Source organism: Micromonospora sp. BQ32 (assembly GCF_059358895.1).
In genome coordinates, this window is the sequence record NZ_JCADBI010000002.1 from 677,447 (window position 1) to 703,404 (window position 25,958).

Annotated in this window: 26 protein-coding genes and 1 pseudogene; 12 read left to right on the forward strand and 15 right to left on the reverse strand. The window is 71.7% G+C overall.

Features of this window, described 5'->3' with window-relative positions; translation table 11 throughout:
• Positions 1-32 precede the first annotated feature (32 nt).
• The gene (locus AC5L30_RS06810) at positions 33-1,292 is read left to right on the forward strand and encodes an amidohydrolase (protein ID WP_494866025.1); all 1,260 of its coding nucleotides are present in this window, start codon (positions 33-35) and stop codon (positions 1,290-1,292) included.
• Here AC5L30_RS06810 and AC5L30_RS06815 read toward each other — a convergent pair.
• Positions 1,249-2,211: a DUF4349 domain-containing protein gene (locus tag AC5L30_RS06815; protein WP_494866026.1), complete on the reverse strand. Its 963-nt coding sequence runs from the start codon at positions 2,209-2,211 to the stop codon at positions 1,249-1,251. The two genes, AC5L30_RS06810 and AC5L30_RS06815, sit on opposite strands and share 44 nt — an antisense overlap.
• Before the next feature lie 93 nt (positions 2,212-2,304).
• Here AC5L30_RS06815 and AC5L30_RS06820 point away from each other — a divergent pair, with 93 nt between their 5' ends.
• From AC5L30_RS06820 to AC5L30_RS06835, 4 genes are all read left to right on the forward strand, one after another.
• Entirely contained in the window at positions 2,305-2,937 is a 633-nt protein-coding gene (locus AC5L30_RS06820) for an MBL fold metallo-hydrolase (protein ID WP_494866027.1), read from the forward strand.
• A gap of 4 nt (positions 2,938-2,941) precedes the next feature.
• Positions 2,942-3,916, forward strand: coding sequence for a hypothetical protein (locus tag AC5L30_RS06825; protein ID WP_494866028.1), 975 nt, complete (start codon positions 2,942-2,944; stop codon positions 3,914-3,916).
• 104 nt (positions 3,917-4,020) lie between these two features.
• Positions 4,021-4,755, forward strand: coding sequence for an SCO6745 family protein (locus tag AC5L30_RS06830; RefSeq protein ID WP_494866029.1), 735 nt, complete (start codon positions 4,021-4,023; stop codon positions 4,753-4,755).
• A gap of 61 nt (positions 4,756-4,816) precedes the next feature.
• Positions 4,817-5,776 carry a GNAT family N-acetyltransferase gene (locus tag AC5L30_RS06835; RefSeq protein ID WP_494866030.1) on the forward strand — a complete coding sequence of 320 codons (960 nt, stop codon included), beginning with the start codon at positions 4,817-4,819 and terminating at the stop codon, positions 5,774-5,776.
• 75 nt (positions 5,777-5,851) lie between these two features.
• Here AC5L30_RS06835 and AC5L30_RS06840 read toward each other — a convergent pair whose 3' ends face one another.
• Positions 5,852-6,307: a gamma-glutamylcyclotransferase family protein gene (locus AC5L30_RS06840; RefSeq protein WP_112588201.1), complete on the reverse strand. Its 456-nt coding sequence runs from the start codon at positions 6,305-6,307 to the stop codon at positions 5,852-5,854.
• A 106-nt stretch (positions 6,308-6,413) separates the two neighbouring features.
• On the opposite strand from AC5L30_RS06840, the gene AC5L30_RS06845 reads away from it, so the two are divergent.
• Positions 6,414-7,817, forward strand: a complete 1,404-nt coding sequence (locus AC5L30_RS06845; RefSeq protein WP_494866031.1) for an NAD(P)H-quinone dehydrogenase — start codon at positions 6,414-6,416, stop codon at positions 7,815-7,817.
• On the opposite strand, the gene AC5L30_RS06850 is transcribed toward AC5L30_RS06845, so the two are convergent.
• The 4 genes from AC5L30_RS06850 to AC5L30_RS06865 all read right to left on the reverse strand — a co-directional run bounded on the left by AC5L30_RS06850 (position 7,795) and on the right by AC5L30_RS06865 (position 9,872).
• Positions 7,795-8,415 carry a DUF998 domain-containing protein gene (locus AC5L30_RS06850; RefSeq protein WP_494866032.1) on the reverse strand — a complete coding sequence of 207 codons (621 nt, stop codon included), beginning with the start codon at positions 8,413-8,415 and terminating at the stop codon, positions 7,795-7,797. The two genes, AC5L30_RS06845 and AC5L30_RS06850, sit on opposite strands and share 23 nt — an antisense overlap.
• A gap of 152 nt (positions 8,416-8,567) precedes the next feature.
• Positions 8,568-8,900: a helix-turn-helix domain-containing protein gene (locus tag AC5L30_RS06855; RefSeq protein WP_494866033.1), complete on the reverse strand. Its 333-nt coding sequence runs from the start codon at positions 8,898-8,900 to the stop codon at positions 8,568-8,570.
• The gene (locus tag AC5L30_RS06860) at positions 8,897-9,232 is read right to left on the reverse strand and encodes a type II toxin-antitoxin system RelE/ParE family toxin (protein ID WP_494866095.1); all 336 of its coding nucleotides are present in this window, start codon (positions 9,230-9,232) and stop codon (positions 8,897-8,899) included. Before AC5L30_RS06860 ends, AC5L30_RS06855 begins: the two co-directional genes overlap by 4 nt.
• A gap of 10 nt (positions 9,233-9,242) precedes the next feature.
• Positions 9,243-9,872, reverse strand: a complete 630-nt coding sequence (locus AC5L30_RS06865; RefSeq protein WP_494866034.1) for a DedA family protein — start codon at positions 9,870-9,872, stop codon at positions 9,243-9,245.
• Between the two features lie 508 nt (positions 9,873-10,380).
• On the opposite strand from AC5L30_RS06865, the gene thrS reads away from it, so the two are divergent.
• On the forward strand, positions 10,381-11,598 hold the full coding sequence (thrS, locus tag AC5L30_RS06870; protein WP_494866035.1) for a threonine--tRNA ligase: 1,218 nt from the start codon (positions 10,381-10,383) through the stop codon (positions 11,596-11,598).
• A gap of 39 nt (positions 11,599-11,637) precedes the next feature.
• Here thrS and AC5L30_RS06875 read toward each other — a convergent pair whose 3' ends face one another.
• From AC5L30_RS06875 to AC5L30_RS06890, 4 genes and pseudogenes are all read right to left on the reverse strand, one after another.
• The gene (locus AC5L30_RS06875; RefSeq protein ID WP_494866096.1) at positions 11,638-13,563 is read right to left on the reverse strand and encodes an ABC transporter ATP-binding protein; all 1,926 of its coding nucleotides are present in this window, start codon (positions 13,561-13,563) and stop codon (positions 11,638-11,640) included.
• Positions 13,564-13,739: 176 nt separating this feature from the next.
• A complete protein-coding gene (locus tag AC5L30_RS06880; protein WP_494866036.1) occupies positions 13,740-15,473 on the reverse strand; it encodes an ABC transporter ATP-binding protein in 1,734 nt (577 codons plus the stop codon).
• Positions 15,467-15,949, reverse strand: coding sequence for a MarR family winged helix-turn-helix transcriptional regulator (locus AC5L30_RS06885; protein WP_494866037.1), 483 nt, complete (start codon positions 15,947-15,949; stop codon positions 15,467-15,469). Before AC5L30_RS06885 ends, AC5L30_RS06880 begins: the two co-directional genes overlap by 7 nt.
• 25 nt (positions 15,950-15,974) lie before the next feature.
• Positions 15,975-16,100, reverse strand: a pseudogene (locus tag AC5L30_RS06890) (DoxX family protein); the annotation flags it as partial.
• Positions 16,101-16,132: 32 nt separating this feature from the next.
• On the opposite strand from AC5L30_RS06890, the gene AC5L30_RS06895 reads away from it, so the two are divergent.
• Positions 16,133-16,693, forward strand: a complete 561-nt coding sequence (locus AC5L30_RS06895; RefSeq protein WP_494866038.1) for a TetR/AcrR family transcriptional regulator — start codon at positions 16,133-16,135, stop codon at positions 16,691-16,693.
• Between the two features lie 132 nt (positions 16,694-16,825).
• Here the strand turns inward: AC5L30_RS06895 and AC5L30_RS06900 are convergent, their stop codons facing one another.
• Both AC5L30_RS06900 and AC5L30_RS06905 read right to left on the reverse strand, forming a co-directional pair.
• Positions 16,826-18,265: a GuaB1 family IMP dehydrogenase-related protein gene (locus AC5L30_RS06900; protein ID WP_494866039.1), complete on the reverse strand. Its 1,440-nt coding sequence runs from the start codon at positions 18,263-18,265 to the stop codon at positions 16,826-16,828.
• 149 nt (positions 18,266-18,414) lie between these two features.
• On the reverse strand, positions 18,415-19,011 hold the full coding sequence (locus tag AC5L30_RS06905) for a LysE/ArgO family amino acid transporter (protein ID WP_494866040.1): 597 nt from the start codon (positions 19,009-19,011) through the stop codon (positions 18,415-18,417).
• 70 nt (positions 19,012-19,081) lie between these two features.
• Between AC5L30_RS06905 and AC5L30_RS06910 the strand changes: the two genes are divergently transcribed.
• Complete coding sequence (locus AC5L30_RS06910) at positions 19,082-19,975, forward strand: LysR family transcriptional regulator ArgP (protein WP_494866041.1); 894 nt, start codon at positions 19,082-19,084, stop codon at positions 19,973-19,975.
• A 16-nt stretch (positions 19,976-19,991) separates the two neighbouring features.
• Here AC5L30_RS06910 and AC5L30_RS06915 read toward each other — a convergent pair whose 3' ends face one another.
• The gene (locus tag AC5L30_RS06915; RefSeq protein ID WP_494866042.1) at positions 19,992-21,743 is read right to left on the reverse strand and encodes an acetyl/propionyl/methylcrotonyl-CoA carboxylase subunit alpha; all 1,752 of its coding nucleotides are present in this window, start codon (positions 21,741-21,743) and stop codon (positions 19,992-19,994) included.
• A 150-nt stretch (positions 21,744-21,893) separates the two neighbouring features.
• On the opposite strand from AC5L30_RS06915, the gene AC5L30_RS06920 reads away from it, so the two are divergent.
• The 3 genes from AC5L30_RS06920 (at position 21,894) to AC5L30_RS06930 (ending at position 24,360) form a co-directional block, all read left to right on the forward strand.
• A complete protein-coding gene (locus AC5L30_RS06920) occupies positions 21,894-22,505 on the forward strand; it encodes a PadR family transcriptional regulator (protein ID WP_494866097.1) in 612 nt (203 codons plus the stop codon).
• A gap of 121 nt (positions 22,506-22,626) precedes the next feature.
• Positions 22,627-23,586: an ATP-binding cassette domain-containing protein gene (locus tag AC5L30_RS06925; RefSeq protein ID WP_494866043.1), complete on the forward strand. Its 960-nt coding sequence runs from the start codon at positions 22,627-22,629 to the stop codon at positions 23,584-23,586.
• 18 nt (positions 23,587-23,604) lie between these two features.
• Positions 23,605-24,360 (forward strand): ABC transporter permease, encoded by a 756-nt coding sequence (locus tag AC5L30_RS06930; protein WP_091394415.1) that lies wholly within the window; start codon positions 23,605-23,607, stop codon positions 24,358-24,360.
• A gap of 98 nt (positions 24,361-24,458) precedes the next feature.
• Here the strand turns inward: AC5L30_RS06930 and AC5L30_RS06935 are convergent, their stop codons facing one another.
• Positions 24,459-25,112: an O-methyltransferase gene (locus tag AC5L30_RS06935; protein ID WP_494866044.1), complete on the reverse strand. Its 654-nt coding sequence runs from the start codon at positions 25,110-25,112 to the stop codon at positions 24,459-24,461.
• Entirely contained in the window at positions 25,109-25,777 is a 669-nt protein-coding gene (locus tag AC5L30_RS06940; protein WP_494866045.1) for a Maf family protein, read from the reverse strand. The genes AC5L30_RS06935 and AC5L30_RS06940 overlap by 4 nt, the downstream gene beginning before the upstream one ends.
• Between the last annotated feature and the right edge of the window lie 181 nt (positions 25,778-25,958).

The window sequence follows — 25,958 nt, forward strand, 5'->3', positions numbered from 1 at the left end:
ATCCATCCATTCCTAGTGATCGAGAATTCGACGTGACGAGTGCGTTGACGCTGCCCACAAGTGGCCAGCTGGCGTCGTCCTGGCTGGAGACGCCACCGGGATCCCAACCCCTGCCCCGCGAGCTGGACCACCTCCTCGCGCTCCGGGTACCGGGGCTGATCGCTACGCGCCGTCACCTCCACTCGCACCCTGAGCTCTCCGGCAACGAGTTCGAGACGGCCGCACTGATCGCCCGGGAGCTGTCGCTGGCCGGGCTGAGCCCGCGCCTGCTGCCCAAGGGCAACGGCGTGATCTGCGACGTCAACGGCAGGCCGGACGGCCCGGTCGTGGCGCTGCGCGCCGACATCGACGCCCTGCCGCTGGACGACCCCAAGGACGTCCCGTACCGGTCGACCGTTCAGGGCGTCTGCCACGCCTGCGGACACGACGTGCACACCTCGATCCTGCTCGGCGTCGGCATGCTGCTGGCCCAGCTCGCCGACCTCGGCGAGCTGGACGGGCGGGTCCGGCTGATCTTCCAGCCGGCCGAGGAGATCCTGCCCTGCGGTTCGCTGGAGGTCATCGAGGCCGGCGGCCTGGACGACGTGGTGCAGATCTTCGCGCTGCACTGCGACCCGAACCTGCCGGTGGGCCAGGTCGGCCTGCGGGTCGGCCCGATCACCGCGGCCGCCGACAACGTGACCGTCCGACTCTCCGGGCCGGGTGGGCACACCGCCCGCCCGCACCTGACCGTCGACATGGTCGACGCGCTCGGACGGCTGATCACCGAGGTGCCCGCCCTGGTCAGCCGCCGGGTGCCGGCCAACAGCGGCCTGCTGCTGGTCTTCGGCCACGCTTCGGCCGGCACCCGTTACAACGTCATCCCGTCCGAGGCGAGCGCCTCCGGCACCCTTCGGGTGATGGACCGCGACACCTGGGAACAGGCTCCCAAGATCGTCGCTCAGGTGGTGCGGGACGTGATCGCACCGACCGGCGCCACGGTCGACCTGGAATACCTGCGCGGCCGGCCGCCGGTGTGCAACGACTCCCGCGCCATCCAGGTGTTGACCGCGGCCACCACCGCCGCACTCGGTCCGGACGGGATCGCCGAGACACCGCAGAGCATGGGCGGCGAAGACTTCTCCTGGTACCTGGAGTACGTCCCCGGCGCCCTGGCCCGCCTCGGCGTGGGTCGCTCCGGCCCGAACGTCGACCTGCACCGCGCCAGCTTCGACGTGGACGAGCGGGCCATCCCGGTCGGCGTCCGCGTCATGGTGCAGACCGCGCTGCGGGCACTTGCGGCGGCGCGCTGACCGGCGCGACCAGAGCCGTCGGCTTGCGCCGTCGGCGCAGCACCACCAGCAGCACCGCCAGCGGTACGCCGAGCGCCACCAGCCACGGCAGCAGCGCGCCCAGCACCGTGAGCAGGACGGTCATCGAGACGACGAACGCCTTCCAGCCGCCCCTGAGCCCGACCAGGAAGCCGGTCTCGGCCTTCTCCTCGGTGGCCTTCGCCTTCGGTCCGGCCAGCGACACGGTGATCGTGGAGAGGGCGGTCAGGTCGGCCAGGCGTCGCTTCTTGGCCTCCAGCGAGGCCAGGTCGGCTTCCCGGCGACCCAACTCGTTCTCCAGCGACACCAGGTCGGTGATCGAGGTGGCCCGGGCCAGCAACCGGCGGGCGCTCTCCACCCGGGCCCGCTGACTGGTGATCCGGGCCTCCAGGTCGACGGTCTCCTCGGTGACGTCCTGAGTGTTGATCTCCCGGCTCTGCTGCCGACCGAGCTTCGTGATCTCCTCCACCACGCCGGTGAACTTCGCCGCCGGCACTCGCAGCTCCAACTCCGCCACCGCGTCGGCGTCGGCATCGCGCCGCTGGTCGCCGCCGACGAACCCACCGGCCCGGGTGGCCACGGCGGTGGCCTCACGGGCGGCCGAGTCCACATCGTCCACCTGCACCCGCATCGTTCCGGTGTAGATGATCGCCCGCTGGTCGACCCGCAGGTCCGGTGCGCCGGCGCCGGCCGCCTCCGGTGCGCCCGCCGCGGCGTCCCGGCCCGCCTCACCGCCGTTGGCCGCCGGCGCGTCGGCCGCCGAGCCAGCGGTGTCCTTCGACCCGCTGTCGCCGGCACCGCACCCCGTCAACGCCAGCGTCGCCGCCAGTGCTGTCGCCGCCAGCAGCGCACTGCGGCGTCGTCCCACCTGTCCGTCCATCCCCGCTCCCATCGTCGTCAACCGGTGTGGCGATAGCTCGGACGCGACGCACACGTCGGCTGGTTCCGGCAGACTGCGCTGAGGACGTCACGATTCGATAATCGAGGAGTCACGATGCGGCTCACCAAGTACGCCCACTCCTGCCTTCGGGTGGAACACGACGGGGGAGTGCTCATCGTCGACCCCGGAGTGTTCAGCGACGCCGGGGCGGCGCTGGACGGTGCGGACGCGGTGCTGATCACCCACGAACACCCCGACCACCTCGATCTGGCAGCGGTGCGCCGCCAGCTCGACCGACAGCCGTTCCCGATCCACGGGCCCGCCTCGCTCGCCGGGGCCCTGGGCGACGCGGCCGACGTGCTGCGCCCGGTCGGCGTCGGTGAGTCGTTCACCGCCGCCGGGGTGGCCGTCCGCGCGTACGGGGGGCGGCACGCCGTGATCCACCCCGACATCCCGGTGATCGACAACCTCGGTTACCTGATCAACGACGTGGTCTACCACCCGGGCGACTCCCTGGTGGTGCCCGACGAGACTCCCGTCGACACGCTCTTCGCGCCGATCCACGCCCCCTGGTCGAAGTTCTCCGAGGTGGTCGACTTCATCCGCGCGGTCGCACCGCGGCGCGCGTACGCCCTGCACGACGCGTTGCTCAACGACAACGGGCTGGGCGTGCTCGACCGGCAGTACACCGCGCTGTCCGGCACCGAATACCAGCGACTGGAGCCCGGTAGCCGGGTGGACGTCTGACCCGATGCCCGGCCTCTCCGCGGAGCTGGTGCAGCAGCTCTACCGCACCCCACCGGACCGGTTCGTGGCCGCCCGGGACGCCGCTGTGGCCGAGGCCCGCCGGGCCGGCGACCCGGCCACCGCCCGAGAACTGGCCCGGCTCCGTCGCCCGACGGTGGCCGCCTGGCTGGTGAACCTGCTCGCCATCCGTCGTCCGGAACTGGTCGCCGATCTGGTGCAGCTCGCCGACGCCCTGCGAGCCGCCCAGCGGGAGCTGCGCGGGCCTCGACTGCGGGAGCTGTCCGCGCAGCGCCGGGCGGTGGTCGGCGCCCTGGTCGCCGAGGTCCGCAAGCTCGCCGCGGCCGAGCCGGACGCCCCACCGGCGAGCCGGCTACCCCTGGCCGAGGTGGAGGCGACCCTGAACGCGGCGTTCTCCGACGTCGAGGTCGCCGAGCAGGTGCGGGCGGGCCGCCTGCTGCGGGCGGCCAGCTACGCCGGCTTCGGTGAGGTGCCCCGGCCACAACTACGGCTGGTCACCGGCGATGACGAGGAGCGCGAGGAGGAACGCCCGGCCCGCCGACCCGGCCCCCAGCGCGGCCGTCCGGAGGCGGCGCCGCGCACGGACCGGGCGGCCGAGCGCGCCGAGCAGGCTGCCCAGCGGGCGGCCCGAGCCGAACGGGCCCGGCAGCGGCGCTCCCTGGACCGGGAGTTGGCGAAGGCCCAGGCCGACCAGGAGCGGGCCGAGGCCGAGCTGACCGAGGCGACCGGGCAGGAGCGCGACGGTGCGGCCGTACTCGATGGCCTTGAGGCCGAGCTGGCCGAGCTGGAGCGGCGGCGCGCGGTCGCCGAGCAGGACCTCAGCCGGGCCAAGCTGGCCCGGCGTGCCGCCGAACGGGCGGTCACCGTGGCCCGGCGGCGCGCCGGTGAGGTCGAGGCGGCGGTCGAGGCACTGGCGGCCGAAGAGGGGGATGCGGACGCGGGCGGTGGCGCGGCAGACTGACCATCGATGGACGACGACGAGTGTGCGGGCCGTACACGGCGAGTGGCCCCGGGCCGGGGCGTGGTCGTGGTCGGCGGTTCGGGTTGCCCGGGCGGGGCGTCGAGGTGACTCCGGAGCAGGTCGCGGCCGCCAGTAAGCCCGTCGTGCTCGACCTGGGCGACGCCTTCAGCCGGGACCCGACCACGTTGCGTCGGGCCCGACTGCTCGGCATCTCCGGCTGGGCCTTCTACATCAGTGGCCGGGCCGGTGCGCTCGGCGACGTGCGGGCCGAGACGGCCGCCGCCGCCATCGGGTTCATCGCCCCGGACGCGGTCGCCGACGGTTGGGACGCCGCCGCCCGGGTCGTCCCGCCGTTCGAGGTGGCCGCCGCGAGCCTCGCCGAATGCTGCCGGTGGGGGGCCCAGCAACTCGGCCCCCTTCCCGGCGCCGAACGCCTGTCGGCGCTCGTCGAGCGGGCCGTGGTGGCGGCGGAAGCCAGCGGGATGCCGCTCTTCGCCGCGTGGCGGGCCATGCCGCTTCCGGATCTCTCTCCCGGGGCCCGCAGCGCCGCCGGCCTGCGGCTGCTCCGGGAACACTTCACCGGCGCGTACCTGCTGGCGGTCCGTGCCGCCGGGATGACCCCGCTGGAGGCGGTGCTGGCCGGGCCGGAGGGCGAAGCCGGGGCGGTGGCCTGCGGCTGGCCACCGCCGTACCCGCCGATCGGGCCGCTGGTACGCCGCCGACTCTGGGCGGAGGCGGTGACAAACCGGCTGGCCGCGCCGGCGTTCACGGCCCTCGGCCCCGCCGACGGCGCGGAGTTGGTGGAGTTGCTGCACCGCACCCGGGTCGACCTCGGCTGAGCCTCCCGGCGGCCAGAAAATGGGCGGCGCCGCAGCGGGTCGGCTGCCAGGATGTCCTGCCGTGACCCTTCCCGCTGGTTGGACAACGCGCCGGCCCACCCTCGACGACGTGCCGGCGATCCTCGCGGTGGTGCACGCCGCCGACACCTTCGCCATCGGCCATCCCGACTTCGACGCCGAGGATGTCGCGGCGTCGTTGACCGCTCCCTACTTCGACCCGACCCGGGACTCCTGGCTCGCCATCGACCCGGACGACACCGTGGTCGGCTGGGCGACCGTGGACAACCCGACCGGGGTGGGCCGCGAGTTCGTGGAGGTCTACGTCGATCCGGTACGGGGCGCCGCCGTGCGGGCGCCGTTGCTGGTCCGCCAACTGGACCGGGTCGCCGAGCGCGCTGCCGAGCGGGGGCTGTCGTCGCTCACCGTCCGCTGCGCGGTCTTCGCCCCGGAACGTGACTGGGAACACGCCCTGCGCGGGCTCGGGTTCGCCCTCGTCAAGCGGTACGTCCGGATGAGCCGGCCGTTGGACGACCTGCCCGACGAGCCGGCTGGGCCAGCGGCCGTGACGGTGCGGCCGGTCCGCCCCGACGACGAGGCCGACCTGGTGGAGTTCCACCGGATCTACGAGGCCGCCTTCGGCGACACCCCGGACCACGAGCCGCTGTCGTACGAGCGGTGGCGGGCCCGGATCGGCGACCTGACCGCCTGGGACGAGTGGTTCGTCGCCGAGGTGGACGGGGTGCCGGTCGGCGCGTTGCAGTCCTCGGATCAGGCGCTCGACCAGCAGTCGGGCTGGGTGAAGAACCTGTCGGTGCTCTCCGCGTACCGGCGCCGGGGGGTGGGTGCGGCGCTGCTGCGCCGTGCCTTCGCCCGCTACGCAGAGAAGGGGAGGCGAGCGGCCGGCCTGGGCGTCGACCTCACCAACCCGACCGCCCCGCTGTCGCTCTACCGGTCGGTGGGCCTGCGGGAGACCCAGTGGACCGACATGTACGAACGTTCCGTCCCGGCGGCCGGTGTGTGATTGACGACCCCGGTCCGGCCCGACCGGCGCTCCGGCCGACGGCGGTAGCAGACTGGGGGCGTGCGATACGCGCTGCTACGCCGACGCGGTGCCGGTGGGGCGGGCCCGCAGCTCGGTGACGTAGTCGTCCGGGGCGCCCGCCTTCTCGGCGGCGTTCGCAATCTCCGACAGATACCACGAGGTTGGCAGGCCACCCTCGTACCCGTTGAAGACGTAGATCCACGCGGTCACGTCGCCGTCGAGGGTGGAGACCCGCACGTGCAGCTTGCGGTACGTGCCGGCGGTCACCCCCTCGATCTCGTCGAGCTGGCCCGCGTCGTACGGGTGGATGTCGTAGAGCGCCACGAAGACCCGGTCACCGGGAGACTCGACCAGGGTGCTCACCGCACCCTCCCAGCCGATGACGTCCGCCCCGGCGAAGGTCAGCCGCCAGCCCTCCAGCCAGCCGGTGCCCACCATCGGCGAATGCGGACAGTAGGCGCGCATTCGGGCGGGATCGAGATTTGAGCCGTAGGCGGCGTGATGACGCACGGCGATGACGATAGCCCGGCCGACGGGTGGGGGAGAATACGACAGTGCGTGTCGAATGCGCTCGGGAGAAGAAAGTCACTGTGAGCATGGACGAAGGGCGAACGCTGTGAGCCGGATCGTGATCATCGGTGGGGGGCCGGCCGGGTACGAGGCGGCACTGGTCGCCGCCCAGCTGGACGCCGATGTCACCGTGGTGGAAGCCGACGGTGCCGGCGGTGCCTGCGTGCTCTCCGACTGCGTACCGTCGAAGACCTTCATCGCCAGTTCCGGGGTGGTCACCGGATACCGCGACACCGAGGAGTTCGGGGTGCACTCGGACGGCCTGGAGGCGGTCACCGTCGACGCCCGGGCGGTGCACGGGCGGGTCAAGCGGCTGGCCCTGGCGCAGTCCGCGGACATCCACGCCAAGCTGCTGAAGGCGGGGGTCACCTTCGTGGCCGGCACCGCCCGGCTCGGCGAGGACTCCCTCGGGCACACCCACCGGGTCGTCGTCACCCCCGCCGACGGTGGCGAGGAGTACTCGATCGACGCGTCCACCGTGCTGGTGGCCACCGGCTCGACGCCCCGCCAGCTGCCCACCGCCGTACCGGACGGTGAGCGCATCCTGACCTGGCGACAGGTGTACGACCTGCCGGAGCTGCCCGAGCACCTGATCGTGGTCGGGTCCGGCGTGACCGGCGCGGAGTTCGCCAGCGCGTACCTGGCGATGGGGGTCGAGGTGACCCTGGTCTCCAGCCGGGACCGGGTGATGCCGCACGAGGACGCCGACGCCGCCTCCGCCATCGAGCGGGTGTTCCGCAACAGGGGCATGGAGATCCTGAACAACTCCCGGGCCGACGCGGTCCGGCGTACCGCCGACGGCGTCGAGGTGGAGCTCTCCGACGGCCGTAAGGTGACCGGCTCGCACGCGCTGATCACGGTCGGTTCGATCCCGAACACCGCCAACCTGGGCCTGGCCGAGTACGGGGTGCAGCTGGGTCGGGGCGGTTACCTGACCGTCGACCGGGCTTCCCGGACCAACGTGCCCGGCATCTACGCCGCCGGCGACTGCACCGGGGTGCTGCTGCTGGCCAGCGTCGCCGCCATGCAGGGTCGGATCGCCATGTGGCACGCGCTCGGCGAGGCGGTCCGCCCGCTGCGGCTGCGTACCGTCGCGGCGAACGTCTTCACCGACCCGGAGCTGGCCACCGTGGGTGTCTCGCAGGACGAGGTGGACGCGGGCAAGGTGCCGGCCCGGCAGGTGATGCTGCCGCTCTCCGGCAACGCCCGGGCCAAGATGGACGACCTCTCCGACGGTTTCGTGAAGCTGTTCTGCCGGCCGGCCAGCGGTCAGGTGATCGGCGGCGTGGTGGTCGCTCCGAAGGCCAGCGAGCTGATCCTGCCCATCACCATGGCGGTGGAGAACAACCTCACCGTCAACGAGCTGGCCCAGACCATCACCATCTACCCGTCGCTGTCCGGCTCCATCACCGAGGCGGCCCGGCAGCTCATGCTGCACGAGCTGGAGTAGCTCGCCGGGTCTGGATTATCGCCACCGTGGCCAGGACGGCCACCTCGGTGAGGATGAGGAGGCGTTCGGCCAGGCCGATGAGCATCCGGTCACCCGGGTAGGCGGACCAGATCATGGCTGCCGCCAGGGCCAGGCTGAGCAGGACGAGGGCGCGTAACGTCCGGGCGGCGGGTGTCAGATCGGGTCGGCGGGCGAGCAACCAGCCGCCGACCGGCAACGCCAGGAAGGCGATCACCGACGCGTACCGGTGCAGGTAGGCGGCGGTGGTCATGGCGGTGCCCGGCTCGTTCGTCGGCACCACTGCGGCCAGCAGCAGGCCACCCACCCATGCGCCGAGCAGCAGCTCGGCCGTTCGACCGGAGCGCGCCCGGGGTGGACTGGAGTGGCGCAGTCCGTACAGCAACGCCACCGTGGCGAGCGCGAGCACCACCATGGCGATGTCGATGACGCCGCCGCGGTCGGAGACCGCGAAGTCGCTGATGGTCAACGCCCACGGGTTGAGGTCGTCGTTGACTTCGAGGTGGCCGATCACGGTGAGCAGCGCCGCCAGGGCGATCCCGCCCAGGGCCAGCAGGCCGGTACTCCGGGTAACAGGCATGCCTCAGCCTGTCGCCGCAGACACCCCAGCCGAATCCGGGACAGCCACCGAAATCGTTCCCCGGGACCACCCCTAGAGGCCGTCCGGCATCTGGCCGTCACGTGCTCCCGCGCATCCGTGAACTTCCGATGATCGCGAAGACCTTCGCCAGGTCAGGCGACGTTCAGCTGGATGTTCCCGATGCGGGCGACGACGTCGAGATGACCACCCAGGCCGGTGACGTAGGCGCGGAGTGATTCCAGGCTGGTGTGCTCGCCATTCTCGATCTGGCTGATTCTCGCCTGCGTCAGCCCCGCCGCCTCGGCCAGTTGGACCTGAGTCATACCCAGGTGCTTGCGGATCTCTGCCAGCTGTGCCCCGCTGACGGCCGCCAGCATCTGCTCACGGTGCTGAGCCCGCCGGGAGGCCCGGTCCGGATCTTCCCAGGATGGATCGAGCGCGCGGGCCTTCGCCTTGACGTCGTGCCAGTCAGCTCCACCGGTCATCTCTGTGTTTCCCTCAGCCTGGAGAGGTGCTCCTGAAACCGGTCGTCCGCCAACGGGACCGCGGTCTTGTACCAAGTCTGCCACTGGCCCGACTTGTCGCCAGCGACCAGAAAAACAGCTTCTCGAACGGGATCAAAAGCGAAGATCATGCGGACCTCCGTGGAGCCGGTCGACCCAGGCCGCAACTCCTTCATGTGGTGGAAGATGCTGCCCTTGAGGCGGTCAACCAGGGGACGCCCGAGCGCCGGCCCGTGTTCGGCGAGCAGGTCGATGGCCTCGCTGATGAGGTCGGCGCTGGCGGGATCCGTCTTGCAGAGGCTGAGGAGCCAGATCCAACGACACTCAGTCGATGGGGACGTCGACTGCGGCGACCGCGGCGGCGGCGCGGGCGTGGCGGGCGCTGACCACTGTCATCGCCCATCCGGCCGCGGCGAAGCCGGCCGCCGCGGCGGTGGCGATGATGGCCAGCCGCCAGGCCGACTCGGTCAGTGCGGTGCCGCCCAGGTGCCCGACCAGCGCGCCGTAGGTGGCCCAGCCCAGCGCGGCGATGGCCTCGTAGAGCACGAACAGGCGGTACGGGTAGCGGCTGCGCCCGGCCGAGAAGCAGGCCGCCATCCGGCCGCCCGGCACGAACCGGCAGAGCAGGATGACCAGCGGCCCGGGTTGTCGCAGCCCCTGGGTGACCCGGCTGGCCACCCGGCGGGCGCGGCTCAGCTCCGCGTGCCGGGGTGGCCGTCGGTCCGGCGCGCTCCGCCCGAGCAGGTAGCAGGCCAGATCACCGGCGAATACGCCGAGCGCGCCGACGGCGATGGTGACCGGCAGGCTGAGCCCGCCGTAGACGGTGAGCGCGCCACTGGTGATCATGACGATCTGGGTGGGGATCACCGGCACGAAGGCGTCCGCGATCAGCAGAGCGAGCAGCACCAGGTACGCCCACGTCGGCGACGCGACGTCAGTCAGTAGTTCGGGCACGCCTGCCACCTCGCCGGATGCGGCCAATTGGGTGTCTTGAGCCTGACGTCGTGTCCGGCGTCACGGTGGACGGCCCCGGCCCGTCGTGACCGTCGACACGACTGGGCCACCCAGCTACAACGAGGCTGAACGCTGCCGGGTGACGGGTTCGGACGTTGTCCCACCCGACCCGGGCGGGCGGCGGATCGGCGTTCGTCGGCGTACCGTTGTCGGCGCGGCCACGCCCGTCGGGTCCCCCGTTCCTGACGATTCGGCCGCCAGGGCCGCCGGCGGGTCCCGCGCCGGCGGCCCGCCCCTCCGCCGCAAATCCGGGTGCGCCCCCGATCGTCGCGCGGGTACGGTCGCCGTATGCGCAGCGCGGTAGTGATGACCACGACGCCGGGTATCCCCGGCGCGCCGCTCTGACGTAACCACCGTCGACCAGGCCCCGGGGCGATCCGCCCCCGAGGGCAGCGCGCCGAACGGAGCTCAGGTCGCCTCCGGGTCGTACCCGATCCAGGAGCCCGACATGATCGACCACCGTAGGCTCGGCCGCGAGCTGGACCTCTTCGTCTCCGACCCGCTGGCCGGTGCCGGCCTGCCGATCTGGCTGCCGGCCGGTGCCGCGGCCCGGCACGCCGTCGAGGAGTACGTCCGGGAGTTGGAGCGCCGCTCCGGCCACCAGCACGTCTACTCGCCGCCGCTGGGCAAGCGCGAACTCTTCGAACTCTCCGGCCATCTCGGCTACTTCGCCGACGACATGTTCCCGCCGATGCGGCTGAGCGCCGACGACGAGTTCGTGCTCCGGCCGGCCCTCTGCCCGCACCACGCGTTGGTCTTCCGGGCGCGCGGCCGTTCCTACCGGGAGCTGCCGTTGCGGATCGCGGAGCTGGGCGGGATGTACCGCTCGGAGCGCTCCGGCGTGCTCGGCGGGCTGTCCCGGGTCCGCGCCATCTCGCTCAACGACGCGCACACCTTCTGCGCCCCCGAGCAGGTCGGCGCGGAGGTCGTCGAGATCCTCGGGCTGATCCGTGCCGCACACGCCGCGCTCGGCGTCCGGCCGGCCGGGTTCCGGCTGTCGCTGCGCGGGCCGGGCGAGAAGTACGTCGGCGACGACGCGCAGTGGGCCCGCGCCGAGGAGTTGCTGCGGAAGGCGCTGGCGGGGGTGGAGTACGTCGAGGCGCCGGGCGAGGCCGCGTTCTACGGCCCGAAGATCGACATTCAGATCGTCGACGCCGCTGGCCGGGAGTCGACCATCTCCACCATCCAACTGGACTTCGACAAGCCGGAGCGGTTCGACCTGTCGTACACCGACTCGGACGGCAGCCGGCGTCGCCCGGTCATGGTGCACCGCAGCCTGGTCGGCAGCATGGAACGACTGTTCGCGTACCTCATCGAGGTGCATGAGGGCGCGTTCCCGGCCTGGTACGCGCCCGTCCAGCTGCTGCTGCTGCCGGTCGACGACGGTCAGGTCGACGCGGCGGCCGACCTGGCCCGACGGGCGGGCGAGGCCGGCCTGCGGGTCGAGGTCGACGTCCCCGGGTCGCTGGGCGCCCGGGTCCGGGACGCGGCCCGCCGCCGCGTCCCGTACCTCGGGGTGTTGGGTGCCCGGGAGACGGCCGACGGGCGTCTCGTGCTGCGCGTGCGCGGCGGTCGCGCCCTGGCCCCGATGCCCGCCGACGCCGCGCTTGCCCTGATCGGCGGGCAGGTCGCCGCCCGCGCCACCGACCTGCTGCCGTCGGGCTGACACGCCCACCGATCGTCCCGCGCGCACGGCCGCCCGACCTCAGACCGACGCCGGTTGGGCGGCCGGTTCCTCGTCGACCACCGCGCCGGTGAACTGTGAGCGATAGAGCCGGTGATACGCGCCCTGGGCGGCGAGCAACTGCTCGTGGGTGCCCTGCTCGACGATCCGGCCGTTCTCCATCATGAGGATCAGGTCGGCGTCGCGGATGGTGGAGAGCCGGTGCGCGATGACGAAGCTGGTCCGGTCCGAGCGCAGCGCGGCCATCGCCCGTTGCAGCAGCACCTCGGTGCGGGTGTCCACCGAACTGGTGGCCTCGTCGAGGATCAGCAGCGACGGCTCGGCGAGGAACGCCCGCGCGATGGTGATGAGCTGCTTCTCGCCGGCGCTGACGTTGCTGCCCTCCTCGTCGATGACCGTGTCGTAGCCGTCGGGCAGGCTGCGCACGAACCGGTCCACGAAGGTGGCCCGGGCCGCGGCGAGGATCTCCTCCTCGGTGGCGTCCGGCCGCCCGTAGGCGATGTTGTCCCGGATGGTGCCGCCGAACAGCCAGGTGTCCTGGAGCACCATGCCGATCCGGCCGCGCAGGTCGTCGCGACGCATCGTGGTGATGTCCACCCCGTCGAGGGTGATCCGGCCGCCGTCCAGCTCGTAGAACCGCATCACCAGGTTGACCAGGGTGGTCTTGCCGGCGCCGGTCGGGCCGACGATGGCCACCGTGTGCCCGGGCTCGGCGACCAGCGACAGGTCGTCGATCAGCGGCTTGTCCGGCTCGTAGCGGAACGAGACGTGCTCGAACTCGACCCGACCGTGCGGGTCGGCGACCCGGGCCGGCTCGACCGGGTCAGGGGTCTGCTCGTCCGCGTCGAGCACCGCGAAGACCCGCTCGGCCGAGGCCACCCCGGACTGGAGCAGGTTGGCCATCGAGGCGAGTTGGGTGAGCGGCTGGGTGAACTGGCGGGAGTACTGGATGAACGCCTGCACGTCACCGAGGCTCATCGTGCCGGAGGCGACCCGCAGCCCACCGACCACGGCGATCGCCACGTAGCTCAGGTTTCCGATGAACATCATCGACGGCATGATGATCCCGGAGATGAACTGCGCACCGAAGCTGGCCCGGAACAGCTCCTCGTTCTTCGCGTGGAACTCGGCCTCGACCTCACGCTGCCGGCCGAAGACCTTCACCAGCTCATGACCGGTGTACGCCTCCTCGATCTGGCCGTTCAACTCCCCGGTGTGCGTCCACTGGGCGATGAACTGCTTCTGCGAGCGCTTGGCGATGCGCTGGGTGACCAGCACCGACAACGGCACCGCGACCAGGGCCACCAGGGCCAGCACCGGCGAGATCCAGAACATCACGGCCAGCACGCCGACGACGGTCAGCAGCGAGGTGAGCAGCTGACTGAGGGTCTGCTGGAGGCTGGTGGAGATGTTGTCGATGTCGTTGGTGACCCGGCTGAGCAACTCACCGCGCGGCTGCCGGTCGAAGTAGGGCAGCGGCAGCCGGTTGAGCTTCTCCTCCACTTCGGCGCGCAGCCGCAGCACGGTGCGCTGGACCACCCCGTTGAGCAGCCAACCCTGCCACCAGGACAGCAGGCTCGCCGCCAGGTAGAGCCCGAGCGCCAGCAGCAGCACCCGACTCAGGGCGCTGAAGTCGATGCCCACCCCGGGCACCACGTCCATCCGGGCCAGCATGTCGGCGAAGCTGTCGTTGCCGCTGGCCCGGGCCGCCGCGACGGCCTGCTCGGCGGTGGTGCCGGCGGGCAGTTGCCGGCCGATCACCCCAGTGAAGATCAGGTCGGTGGCGTGACCGAGGATCTTCGGCCCGGCCACGCTGAACCCGACGCTCACCACGGCCAACGCGATGATCGCGGCCAGGTGCAGTCGGTGCGAGCGCAGCCGGCCGAGCAACCGGCGGGCCGACGGCCCGAAGTTCATCGACTTCTCGGCCGGCATCCCGGCGCCCATCCACGGCGGGCCACCGCCCTGACGGCCGGGCGGCAGCCGCTTCGGCGTCGGCGCGCCGCTGCCGGTCTCCGGCGCGGTTTCCCCGCCGGGTTGCTGCGCGGTCTCATGCGGCGTCCGTCCGTCGCCGGCCGGCTTCTGACTGGGTACGGCCGCGGTGCGCGGCTCGTCACGCTCGCTCATGCCGCCACCTCCGTCGTCTGCTGCGAGGCCACGATCTCGGCGTACGTCGGGCAGGTGTCCACCAACTCGGCATGTCGTCCCACTCCGACGACCCCTCCGTCCTCGAGAACGATGATCTGATCGGCGTCGATGATCGTGGAGACCCGCTGGGCCACGATCACGACCGCCGACTGCGCGGTGACCGGGCGCAGTGCCGCTCGCAGCCGCGCGTCGGTGCCCAGGTCGAGCGCGGAGAACGAGTCGTCGAAGAGGTAGATCTCCGGTTGCCGGACCAGGGCCCGGGCGATGGCCAGGCGCTGCCGCTGTCCACCGGAGACGGTGGTGCCGCCCTGCGCGATCGGGGCGTCCAGCCCGCCGGGCATCTGGGCCACGAAGTCCCGGGCCTGGGCGATCTCCAACGCCGTCCACAGCTCCTCGTCGGTGGCGTCCGGGTTGCCGTAGCGCAGGTTGCTGGCGACCGTCCCGGTGAACAGGTACGGCCGTTGCGGCACCAGGCCGATGCGTCGCCACAGCTCGTCCGGTGCCAACTCCCGGACGTCCACCCCGTCGACCAGCACCGCGCCGGCGGTGACGTCGACCAGGCGGGGAATCAGCGACAGCAGGGTCGTCTTGCCCGCGCCGGTGCTGCCGATGATCGCCGTGGTGGTGCCCGGGGTCGCCCGGAAGGAGATGTCGCGCAGCACCGGCTCGACCGCGCCCGGGTACTGGAAGCGCACCCCGCGCAGCTCCAGCTCGGCTCGGGTGGGCAGCTCGGTGACCGGTGCGGCGGCCGGGACCACCGAGGAGTCGGTGTCCAGCACCTCGACGATCCGTTCGGCGCAGACCGCCGCCCGCGGCACCATCATCAGCATGAAGGTGGCCATCATGACCGCCATCAGGATCTGCATCAGGTACTGCAGGAATGCGGTGAGCGCGCCGACCTGGATCGCGCCGGCGTCCACCCGCTGCGCGCCGAACCAGAGCACCGCCACGCTGGAGACGTTCAGCACCAGCATGACCACCGGGAAGATCAAGGCCAGCAACCGGCCGGTACGCAGCGCGGTGGCGGTCAGGTCGGCGTTGGCGACGGCGAAGCGGTCCGTCTCGTACGGCTCGCGGACGAACGCGCGGACCACCCGGATGCCGGTGATCTGCTCCCGCAGCACCCGGTTGACCGTGTCGATGCGGGTCTGCATCAGCCGGAAGCCCGGCACCATCCGACGGATGATCGCGCCGAGCGCGATGGCCAGCACCGGCACGCTGACCAGCATCAGCCAGGAGAGCCCGACGTCCTCGCGCAGCGCCATGAACACGCCGCCGACGCTCATGATCGGTGCGGCGACCAGCATCGTGCAGCTCATCAGCACCAGCATCTGCACCTGCTGGACGTCGTTGGTGTTGCGGGTGATCAGCGACGGCGCCCCGAACCGGGCCACCTCCCGGGCGGAGAAGCGGTTGACGTGCCCGAACAGGTCGGCGCGTACGTCCCGGCCGAAGCCCATCGCGACCCGGGCGCCGAGGTAGACGGCGGCGATCGAACAGACGATCTGGATCAGGCTGACCAGCAGCATCCAGCCGCCGGTGCGCACGATGTAGTCGGTGTCGCCCCGGGCCACGCCCTGGTCGATGATGTCCGCGTTGAGGCTGGGCAGGTAGAGCGAGGCCATGGTGCCCACGAACTGGAGCAGCACGACCGCGAGCAGCGGCCTCTGATAGGTGCGCAGTTGGCCGCGCAGGAGTCGGATCAGCACGCCGGGTCCTTCGTTTCGGTAGGGCGTCCGGTCATCCGCGGGTCGTCTCCGCTGCCGATGACCTCAAGCAGGAACTCCCGGATCACCTGGGCCTTCGCCGGGTCGGCGTCGACCGAGGTGAGGGGCCGTCCGGAGTGCATGAGTGCGCCGAGCGCGGCCACCCGCTTCCGCCCGGCGGGGGTGAGGGCGAGTCGGATGCTGCGCCGGTCGTTGTCGTCGCGCTGCCGCTCGACCAGACCGTCGCGTTCGAGCGTGTCGACGATGCCGGTCAGGGTCGCCGGGCGTACGAACCCCTTCTCGGCGACCTCCCGGTGGGGTAGCTCGCCGTGGCGGGCCAGCGTCATCAGGGTGATCATGCCGGCCTGGGTGAGGCCGTGCTCCTCGGCGAGGTAGCGGTTCCACCGCTGCCCGACCAGGTGCCCGGCCACCACCAGCAGCCGGCCGAGCGGCACGTCCTGGAGGGTCACGAGTTCCACGACAGGCAGGTTAGCTCCCTGATAGTCAGGGGCCAAACGAAATTGCCGCAGCGGCGGCCACGAACACGATCTGCAGGGCGGTGCGCTGCCCGAGTGGGGTGACCGGGCGGCCGGCGAGGGTCAGTTCGCGACGGGCGGCCGAGACGTTGGCGCATCTTGTCAATGGCAAGATAAGATTCGAGCATGACCGACACCCGCGCCTACCACCACGGCGACCTGCGCCGCACGCTGCTCGCCGCGGCGCTGGAGGCCATCGAGGAGGTCGGGCCCGCCACGCTGAGCCTGCGCGACCTGGCCCGTCGAGCCGGTGTCTCGCACGCCGCGCCCGCACACCACTTCGGCGACAAGGCGGGCCTGCTCACCGCGCTCGCCGCGCAGGGCTTCGACCTGCTGGCCCAGACGTTGGCCAGGGCGGGTGGCGACCTGTTGCAGGCCGGCGTCGCCTACGTCGACTTCGCCGTCACGCACCGCGCGTACTTCGAGGTGATGTTCCGGCCGGAGCTCTACCGGGCCGACGACACCGAGCTGATCGCGGCGCGGGCCCGGGCCGGCGCCGAGCTCCGCTCCGGGGTGGCGGCGCTACCCACTGGCGGTGCGCCCGCCGACACCGATCGGGACGCCCTCGCGGCCTGGTCGATCGCGCACGGCTTCGCCACCCTCTGGCTGGCCGGCGCGCTACCCGACCGGGTGGGCGACAACCCCCGCGAGGCAGCCCGCGCCGTCCTGCGCCGACTGGCGACCTGACACCGAGCCCCCCATCGGCCCCGGCTTTCCTGCGGCCGGCCCCGGCCTTCCTCCGTTGATCATGAAGTTATTGCCACGACACGCCGACGCGGGAGGCAATAACTTCATGATCAACGATGGTGGGTGGGTGGGTTACCAGCTGGTGGGGAGGGGCATTCCTTCGGTGAAGCCGGCGGCGCTCTGCACGCCGACGATCGCCCGCTCGTGGAACTGGGTCAGGTTCCGTGCGCCGGCGTAGGTGAAGGCGCTGCGTACGCCCGCGATGATCTCGTCGATCAGGTCCTCGACACCGGGTCGGGCCGGGTCCAGGTGCATCCGGGCCGAGGAAATGCCCTCCTCGAACACCGCCTTGCGAGCCCGGTCGTACGGGCTGTCGTCGGCGGTTCGGGCGCTGACCGCCCGAGCCGAGGCCATCCCGAAGCTCTCCTTGTACCGCCGGCCGTCCGCGTCGGTGTACAGGTCGCCGGGGGACTCGTAGGTGCCGGCGAACCAGGAGCCGATCATCACGTTCGACGCGCCGGCGGCGAGCGCGAGCGCCACGTCCCGGGGGTGCCGCACCCCGCCGTCGGCCCACACGTGCCGACCCAGTTGGCGGGCGGCGGCCGCGCAGTCAAGCACGGCGGAGAACTGCGGCCGACCCACGCCGGTCATCATCCGGGTAGTGCACATCGCGCCCGGGCCGACGCCGACCTTGATGATGTCCGCCCCCGCCTCCACCAGGTCGCGTACGCCCTCGGCGGTCACCACGTTGCCGGCCGCCACCGGCACCCCCGGGTTCAGCTTGCGGACCGCCTGGAGTGCGGAGATCATCCGTGCCTGGTGGCCGTGCGCGGTGTCCACGACCAACGTGTCCACCCCCGCCTCCAGCAAGGCAGCGGCCTTGCCGGTCACGTCACCGTTGATCCCGACGGCCGCCGCGATCCGAAGCCGGCCCCGGTCGTCCACGGCCGGGGTGTAGAGGGTGGCCCGCAACGCGCCCTGCCGAGTCAGCACCCCGACCAGCCGGCCCTCGGTGTCCACCACCGGGGCGAGTCGGCGGCGGCCCGCCGAGAGCAGGTCGAACCCGGTACGCGGATCCGCGTCCGCCGGGACGGTGTGCAGCTCGGTGGACATCACGTGACGCAGCTGAGCGAACCGGTCCACGCCCGTGGTGTCCGCCTCGGTGACCACACCCATCGGGCGGCCGGCGTCGTCGACCACGATCACTGCACCGTGCGAGCGCTTGGGCAGCAGGTGGATGGCGTCGCCCACGGTGTCGGTCGGGCCCAGCGTGATCGGCGTGTCGTAGACCAGGTGGCGCTGTTTGACCCAGGCGACGACGTTCGCCACCACCTCGATCGGAATGTCCTGCGGGATCACCGCGATGGCACCCCGGCGGGCGACCGTCTCCGCCATCCGCCGTCCGGCGACCGCGGTCATGTTCGACACCACCAGCGGAATGGTGGTGCCGGTGCCGTCGCCGGTGGACAGGTCGACGTCGAGCCGGGATGCCAGGTCGGAGCGGGCCGGCGCCATGAACACGTCGGCATAGGTCAGGTCGTGCGCGGGAGCCGCGCCGTGAAGGAACCGCACCCGGCAATCATTCCCGCTCGCGGTCCGTTCCACCGCCGGTGGTCGCGGAAAACACTCCCGCCGCCCGCGCGGCGTCGGCCTGCTCGGGGGCGTCGGCGTCTGCCGGCGCTTGACGACAGAGTCGGCCGGGCGTTGGCGGGCAGAGCCGGTCAGCCCAACAGGAGTGCCACGGCGAGCCCGGCCATCACGACGGCGATGACCCCGTCCAGCACCCGCCAGGCCACGGCGCGGGCGAGCAGCGGCGCGAGGCGCTGCGCGCCGACGCCGAGCGCGGTGAACCAAACCACACTGGCCAGGGCGGCGCCGGCGCCGAAGACCCACCGGTGCGGGTGTTGTTGGGCCACGCCGCCGAGGAGCAGCACGGTGTCCAGATAGACGTGGGGGTTCAGGTAGGTGAAGGCGGCGCAGGCGAGCAGGGTCGCCCCCAGCGTGGCCGGCGGACGATCGGTGGGCAGCAGGGTGCCGGGACGCGCGGCGCGGCGGGCGGCGAGCCCGGCGTAGCAGAGCAGGAAGGCCGCACCGCCCCAGCGGATCGCCGTCAGGAGGCCCGGTCGGCCGGTCACCAGTGAGCCGACCCCGGCCACCCCCGCCATGATCAGCAGGGCGTCCGACGCGGCGCAGGTCAGCACCACCGGTACGACGTGCTCGCGCCGCAGGCCCTGGCGGAGGACGAAGGCGTTCTGGGCGCCGATGGCGACGATGAGGGCGATGGAGATCGAGAAGCCGGCGACGGCGGAGGTGAGCACGGACTCGACGCTAGGGCTGCCGACAGTCACCAGTCCAGCTAAGGATTCTGACGCAACTTAAGCTTAGCTAATGGATGGTCTCGACTCGGCGCAGCTGCGCACGCTGGCGGCGGTGGTGGCGGAGGGCAGCTTCGACGCGGCGGCCCGGCTGCTGCACGTCACGCCGTCTGCGGTGAGCCAACGGATCAAGGCGCTGGAGGAGACCGTCGGCCAGGTGCTGGTCCGCCGCGCCCGACCATGCGTGACAACCGACGCTGGCCGCCCTCTGCTGCGCCTGGCCGGCCAGCTCACGCTGCTCGAACGGGAGGCGCTGGCCGATGCCCGCGGCCCGCTGGCCGGCGGTGGCCTGACCCGGGTCGCCGTGGTGGTCAACGCGGACTCGCTGGCCACCTGGTTTCCCGCCGCGCTGGCCCGGTTGCCGCAGCGGGCCGGGCTCTCGTTCGACCTGCGGCAGGACGATCAGGACCACACCGCCGAGCTGCTCCGCGACGGTTCGGTGACGGCGGCGGTCACCGCACAGCGGGAGGCAGTGCGGGGCTGCCGGGTGCTGCGGCTCGGGGCCATGCGCTACCGCGCGCTGGCCACGCCGGAATTCGCGGCGTCTCACTTCGCCGGAGGACTCACCGCCGACGCGCTGGCGAGCACGCCGCTGGTGGTCTTCGACCGGAAGGACCGGGTGCAACACCGGTTCATCCGGGCGGTGGCCGGTCGGACGCTCGACCCGCCGGTGCACTACATACCGTCGGTACCGGCGTTCAGCGAGGCGATCCGGCTCGGGTTGGGCTGGAGCCTGGTGCCGGAACAGATCGCCCAGGCCGACCTGACCGCCGGCCGCTGTGTCGACCTCGCGCCCGGCCGACACCTCGACGTTCCGCTCTACTGGCAGCACTGGCGGCTGGAGTCGGACGTGCTGAACGCCCTGACCGCCGCCGTCCGCGCGGTCGCCGACGAGACCCTGCGCTGACTGCCCGCCGGGCGGCTCAGGCGATGGTGCAGATGGGGGCGCCGGCGGTGATCACGGCACCGACCTCGGCGCTGAGACCGCTGACCGTGCCCGCCTTGTGAGCGTGCAGTGGCTGCTCCATCTTCATCGCCTCCAACACCACGACCAGGTCGCCCTCGGCCACGGTGTCACCGTCCGCCACCGCGATCTTGACGATGGTGCCCTGCATCGGCGAGGTGAGCGCGTCGCCGCCGACCGGGGCGCCGGCCTTGGCACCGCCGCCGCGTCGGGTCGGCTTGCGGGAGGCGGGTGCCGCGGTGGTCGTACTCCCGCCGAAGCTGGCGGGAAGGCTGACCTCAAGGCGCTTGCCGCCCACCTCGACCACGACGGTGTCGCGCTCGGCCGGCGCCTCGGCGGCGCCGGCGGCGGCGGTGAACGGCGGCACGGTGTTGTGGAACTCGGTCTCGATCCACCGGGTGTGCACGGTGAACGGCTCGGCGGTGAACGCCTCGTCCCGCACGACGAGCCGGTGGAACGGCAGCGCGGTGGCCATCCCGTCGAGGACCATCTCGTCCAGCGCGCGGCGGGCGCGCTCCAGCGCCTCGGTCCGCGTCTCACCCGTGATGATCACCTTGGCGAGCAGTGAGTCGAAGTTGCCGCCGATCACGTCGCCGGCCGAGATGCCGGTATCGACCCGCACACCGGGCCCGCTGGGCAGGCGCAGCGCGGTGACCGTGCCGGGGGCGGGCAGGAAGTTGCGGCCCGGGTCCTCGCCGTTGATCCGGAACTCGATCGCGTGCCCGCGCGGCGTCGGGTCCTCGGTGATCCGCAGTTTCTCGCCGTCGGCGATCCGGAACTGCTCGCGGACCAGGTCGATGCCGGCGGTCTCCTCGGTGACCGGGTGCTCGACCTGGAGTCGGGTGTTGACCTCCAGGAAGGAGATGGTGCCGTCGACGCCCACCAGGTATTCCACAGTGCCGGCGCCGTGGTAGCCGGCTTCGCGGCAGATCGCCTTGGCGCTCTCGTGGATCTGCGCGCGCTGGGCGTCGGTGAGGAACGGCGCGGGCGCCTCCTCGACGAGCTTCTGGTGACGTCGCTGCAACGAGCAGTCCCGGGTGCCCACCACGATCACGTTGCCGTGCTGGTCGGCGAGGACCTGCGCCTCGACGTGCCGGGGCTGGTCCAGGTACCGCTCGACGAAGCACTCGCCCCGACCGAACGCCGCGACCGCCTCCCGGGTCGCCGACTCGAACAGCTGGGGGATCTCCTCCATGGTGCGGGCGACCTTGAGGCCGCGCCCACCGCCACCGAAGGCGGCCTTGATGGCGACCGGTAGGCCGTGGTCGACGGCGAAGGCCATCACCTCGTCCGGGCTGGCCACGGGGTCCGGGGTGCCGGGGACCAGGGGCGCTCCGGCCCGCTGGGCGATGTGCCGGGCGGTGACCTTGTCGCCCAGGTCGCGGATCGCCTGCGGGGTGGGGCCGATCCAGGTCAGCCCGGCGTCGATGACGGCCTGGGCGAAGTCGGCGTTCTCACTAAGGAAGCCATAACCCGGGTGTACGGCGTCGGCGCCGGCCCGGGCGGCGACGTCGAGCAGCTTGTCGATGCGCAGGTAGGTCTCGGTCGCGCTGTCCCCGCCGAGCGCGTACGCCTCGTCCGCGAGGGTGGCGTGCAGGGCGTCGCGGTCGGAGTCCGCGTACACGGCGACGCTGCCCAGGCCAGCGTCGCGGCACGCGCGGATCACCCGGACGGCGATCTCGCCGCGGTTGGCGATGAGTACCTTGCGCACCTTCGTGGCTCCTCCCGGGCAGGTTACTGACGGGGAGTGTATCGGCCGCCCACGGCGGCCCTAACGATCGCTCAGTGTGGGATGCCGCACTGCACCCGCCACGGTTTAGTCAAACTTGGCTATTACGCTTATCGGGTGTCTTCGACTCGGATGATGATTCTCGGTCTGGTGCGGTGGATGCAGCCCGTGCACGGCTACGACGTGCGCCGCGAGCTGCTGAGCTGGAGCGCCGACAAGTGGGCGAACATCCAACCCGGATCGATCTATCACGCCCTGCGCAAGCTCACCGAGGAAGGGCTGCTCCGCGCCGTCGCGACCGAGCAGGTCGGTGCCCGTCCGGCGCGCACCACCTATGAGGTGACCGTCAAGGGGGAGGACGAGTTCGAGACGCTGCTGCGCAACTCCTGGTGGACCATCAGTGAGCCCGCCGACCCGTTCGTGGCGGCCTTCTCCTTCCTGCCGGCCATGCCGCGCGCCGAGGCGGCTGCCGCCCTGCGTAACCGGGCCAACCTGCTGCGGGCCGGCGTCGAGTCGATGCGCGCCTCGCTGGAGTCGGACTGGGTGCGCAACCGCAAGCCGGCGCACGTGGGCTGGATGTTCGAACTGTGGTCGGCGCGGGCGGAGGCGGAGATGAGCTGGTGCGAGCGGATCGCGGAGCGGATCGATTCCGGAGTGTCGTACCTGCCCGCTGAGCTGGATGAAGCGCAGGGTTGGTCCGGGTGGAGGGACGGCGTGGAGTCGTCCGGCCCCAACACGGAATAATCAACGTTGACTAAAAACGCTATATCGCGTTAGCCTGCTGACGGCACAGCGGGGGAGTGCGCCGTCCGGCGTCGTCCCACTCGACGGCCGGCCCGACCGGCCCGAACGACCAGGAGCAGAAATGATCGAGACCAGGGGGCTGCGGAAGTCGTTCCGCTCCCGCGCAGGTCGAGAGACGAAGACGGTGGACGCCGTGCGGGGCGTCGACCTTGACGTTGCCAAGGGCGAGATCTTCGGCTTCCTCGGCCCGAACGGCGCCGGCAAGACCACCACGCTGCGGATGCTCGCCACGCTGATCGAGCCGGACGGCGGCGAAGCCACCATCGCGGGCGCCGACCTGCGCAAGGACCCGGCCGAGGTGCGCCGCCGCATCGGGTACGTCCCGCAGGGCGGCAGCACCTGGGACGAGTCCACCGCCCGCGAGGAGCTGGTGCTGCACGCCCGGATGTACGGCATCAGCAAGGCCGACGCGCAGCGGCGCGCCGCCCGCGCCCTGGACGCCTTCCAGCTCACCGAGTACGCCGACCGCACGTGCAAGACCTACTCCGGTGGCCAGCGCCGCCGGGTGGAGATCGCCCTCGGCATCATCCACGAGCCGAAGATCGTCTTCCTGGACGAGCCGACCACCGGCCTCGACCCGCAGAGCCGCGCCCACATGTGGGACGAGATCCGGCGGCTCCGCGCCGACGGGATGACCGTCTTCATCACCACGCACTACCTGGACGAGGCCGACGCGCTCTGCGACCGGATCGCGATCATGGACAACGGCGAGGTGGTGGCCGAGGGCACGCCAACCGCCCTCAAGCGGGAGATCTCCGGCGACGTGGTGCTGGTCGGTCTCGACCTGGCCGCCACCCCGCAGGCCGCCCAGACGCTCGACGGCGAGCCGTACGTCAACAAGCTGGAGACCGTCGACGAGGGCGGCCTACGCCTCTACGTCGACGAGGGCGCCACCGCCATCCCGCAGGTGCTGCGCCGACTCGACCACGCCGGGCTGGAGCTGCGCTCGATCGAGCTGCACCGACCCAGCCTGGACGACGTCTTCCTCACCAAGACCGGCCGCTCGCTGCGCGAGTCCTGACCACCGGAGACGACTCTCATGAAATTCGCCCGTGACACGTGGCTGATCTTCCAGCGCCAGACCCAACTCCTGCTGCGCAACCCGGTCTGGGTCTTCGTCGGCGTGTTCCAGCCGGTCATGTACCTGCTGCTCTTCGCCCCGCTGCTCAAGCCCGCACTGAATGCGCCCACCCAGGCCGCCGCCTACAAGATCTTCGTACCGGGTCTGCTGGTGCTGCTGGCCATCTTCGGTGGCCTGTTCCAGGGCTTCGGCCTGATCGCCGAGCTGCGCGCCGGCGTCATCGAACGCTCCCGGGTCACCCCGATCAGCCGGCTCGCCCTGCTGCTCGGCCGCTCGCTGCGCGACGTGGTCTCACTCATGGTGCAGGCCGTCATCATCACGCTCCTGGCGCTCATCTTCGACCTGCGGGTGTTCATCGGGGACCTGCTGCTGGCGTACCTGATGCTCGCTCTGATCGCCCTCATGACCTCGGCCGTCTCCTACGGCGTCGCCCTCAAGGTCAAGAGCGAGGACGCGCTGGCCCCGCTCATGAACACCGTGGCGCAGCCGGTGCTGCTGCTCTCCGGCATTCTGCTGCCGCTGACCTTCGCACCCGGCTGGTTGCAGGGCATCGCCAACTGGAACCCGTTCTCCTGGGCGGTCGACGGCACCCGGGCATTGTTCGCCGGTGACCTGGGCAGCGACAAGGTCTGGCAGGGCCTGAGCATCACCGCGGTCCTCGCCGCGCTGGGCGTCTACTGGGCCGCCCGCCAGTTCGCCCGCAGCGTCCGCTGACGCTGGCTTTCACCGTTCCTTGATATTGGGGTGTCCCCTGGTGGGGACACCCCAATATCCGTGTTCGGCGGTTGCCGACGGTCAGCGATCGTCGGCGGTCAGCGGACCCGGGCGAGGGTCAGGCCGTCCGCGATCGGCAGCATCACCGGGTCCACCCGTACGTCGGCGAGAACCTCGTCGTTGAACGCGGCGATGGCCCGGTCACCGGCGTCCTGCGGGGCGATGACCCGCCCGCCACGCAACACGTTGTCGACGGCGATGACACCACCCGAACGCATCCGGGGCACCAACTCCGCCCAGTAGATCGGGTAGCCGGTCTTGTCCGCGTCGATGAACGCGAAGTCCAGGTGCCGTTCGTGCGGCAACTCCCGCAGCCCGTCCGCAGCCGGGCCGATGCGTAGGTCAATCAGATCTTGCACGCCGGCCCGTGCCCAGTAGCGCCGGGCGATGCCGGTGAACTCCTCGGAGATGTCGAAGCAGGTCAGTCGCCCACCCTCGGGCAACCCTCGGGCGATCGCCAGCGACGAGAGCCCGGTGAACGTGCCGACCTCGACGGCCTGCCGTACGTCGAGCAGCCGGGTGAGGAATGTCAGGAACGCGGCCTGCTCCGGGGCCACCTGCATGGTGGCGTGCTCCGGCAGCACCGACCGGGTCTCCTCGGCCAGGTCCCGGATGATCTCGTCCGGCGGGGAGCCGTGCGCGACCAGATAGGCGTGCAGCTCGTTCGTGAGCGGGATCGACTTGGTGGTCATGACCGGACGTTACCGAGCGGCTCGACGGATTGGCCGCCCGGCGCGACCTTCGTCCACAGGTCGGTGATCCGCAGATCCAACTCGCCGAGGAGCCGGCGCAGCAGCGGCATCGACAACCCGACCACCGTCCCCGGGTCACCCTCGATCCGCTCCACGAACGGCCCACCCAGCCCGTCGATCGTGAACGCGCCGGCCACCGCCAGCGGCTCACCCGTGGCCACGTACGCGGCGATCTCGTCATCACTGATGTCAGCGAAGTGGACCGTGGTCGACGCGACCGCCTCCGCGCGCCGCCCCGCGGCAACGTCGACCAGGCAGTGCCCGCTGTGCAGAACCCCGCTACGCCCCCGCATCCGCAGCCACCGCCGGGTCGCGTCGGCCGCATCCGCCGGCTTGCCGAGGATCTCCCCGTCGAAGGCGAGCACCGAGTCGCACCCGATCACCAACGTCCGCTGATCGGCGGCCGGGTTCAGCCGGGTCAACACCGCCTGCGCCTTCAGACGAGCCAACTCCAGACACAACTCCTCGGCCCGCTCGGCCACCACCAGGGACTCGTCCACCCCGCTGACCAGCACCTCCGGCTCTACACCGGCAGCCTGGAGCAACTTACGACGGGCAGGGCTCGCCGAAGCGAGCACGAGGCGGAGCGGCAAAGTCTCAGACACGAGCCCGACGTTACCGCCCTGCTCCCCATCAAGACCGACACCCCGCCCAGCCCCGCCCAGAGTGGCCGGCCCGCTGGGTGCCGGCCCGCTGGATGGCCGGGCGGCCTTGGTGGGCCGGCCGCCCTTGATCCACTCGCCTTTCAGGAAAACGCGGCATCCCCTCGGCCCGGACACCGCAGTT

Bases quoted from the DNA above. Each gene is read 5' to 3' on its own strand.
- AC5L30_RS06855 (WP_494866033.1), bottom strand. From the start codon at position 8,900: ATGACCGGTGGAGCTGACTGGCACGACGTCAAGGCGAAGGCCCGCGCG.
- AC5L30_RS06850 (WP_494866032.1), bottom strand. From the start codon at position 8,415: ATGCCTGTTACCCGGAGTACCGGCCTGCTGGCCCTGGGCGGGATCGCC.
- AC5L30_RS06895 (WP_494866038.1), top strand. From the start codon at position 16,133: ATGACCGACACCCGCGCCTACCACCACGGCGACCTGCGCCGCACGCTG.
- AC5L30_RS06875 (WP_494866096.1), bottom strand. From the start codon at position 13,563: ATGGGCGCCGGGATGCCGGCCGAGAAGTCGATGAACTTCGGGCCGTCG.
- AC5L30_RS06930 (WP_091394415.1), top strand. From the start codon at position 23,605: ATGAAATTCGCCCGTGACACGTGGCTGATCTTCCAGCGCCAGACCCAA.
- AC5L30_RS06925 (WP_494866043.1), top strand. From the start codon at position 22,627: ATGATCGAGACCAGGGGGCTGCGGAAGTCGTTCCGCTCCCGCGCAGGT.
- AC5L30_RS06910 (WP_494866041.1), top strand. From the start codon at position 19,082: ATGGATGGTCTCGACTCGGCGCAGCTGCGCACGCTGGCGGCGGTGGTG.
- AC5L30_RS06825 (WP_494866028.1), top strand. From the start codon at position 2,942: ATGCCCGGCCTCTCCGCGGAGCTGGTGCAGCAGCTCTACCGCACCCCA.
- AC5L30_RS06820 (WP_494866027.1), top strand. From the start codon at position 2,305: ATGCGGCTCACCAAGTACGCCCACTCCTGCCTTCGGGTGGAACACGAC.
- AC5L30_RS06920 (WP_494866097.1), top strand. From the start codon at position 21,894: ATGATGATTCTCGGTCTGGTGCGGTGGATGCAGCCCGTGCACGGCTAC.
- thrS (WP_494866035.1), top strand. From the start codon at position 10,381: ATGATCGACCACCGTAGGCTCGGCCGCGAGCTGGACCTCTTCGTCTCC.
- AC5L30_RS06935 (WP_494866044.1), bottom strand. From the start codon at position 25,112: ATGACCACCAAGTCGATCCCGCTCACGAACGAGCTGCACGCCTATCTG.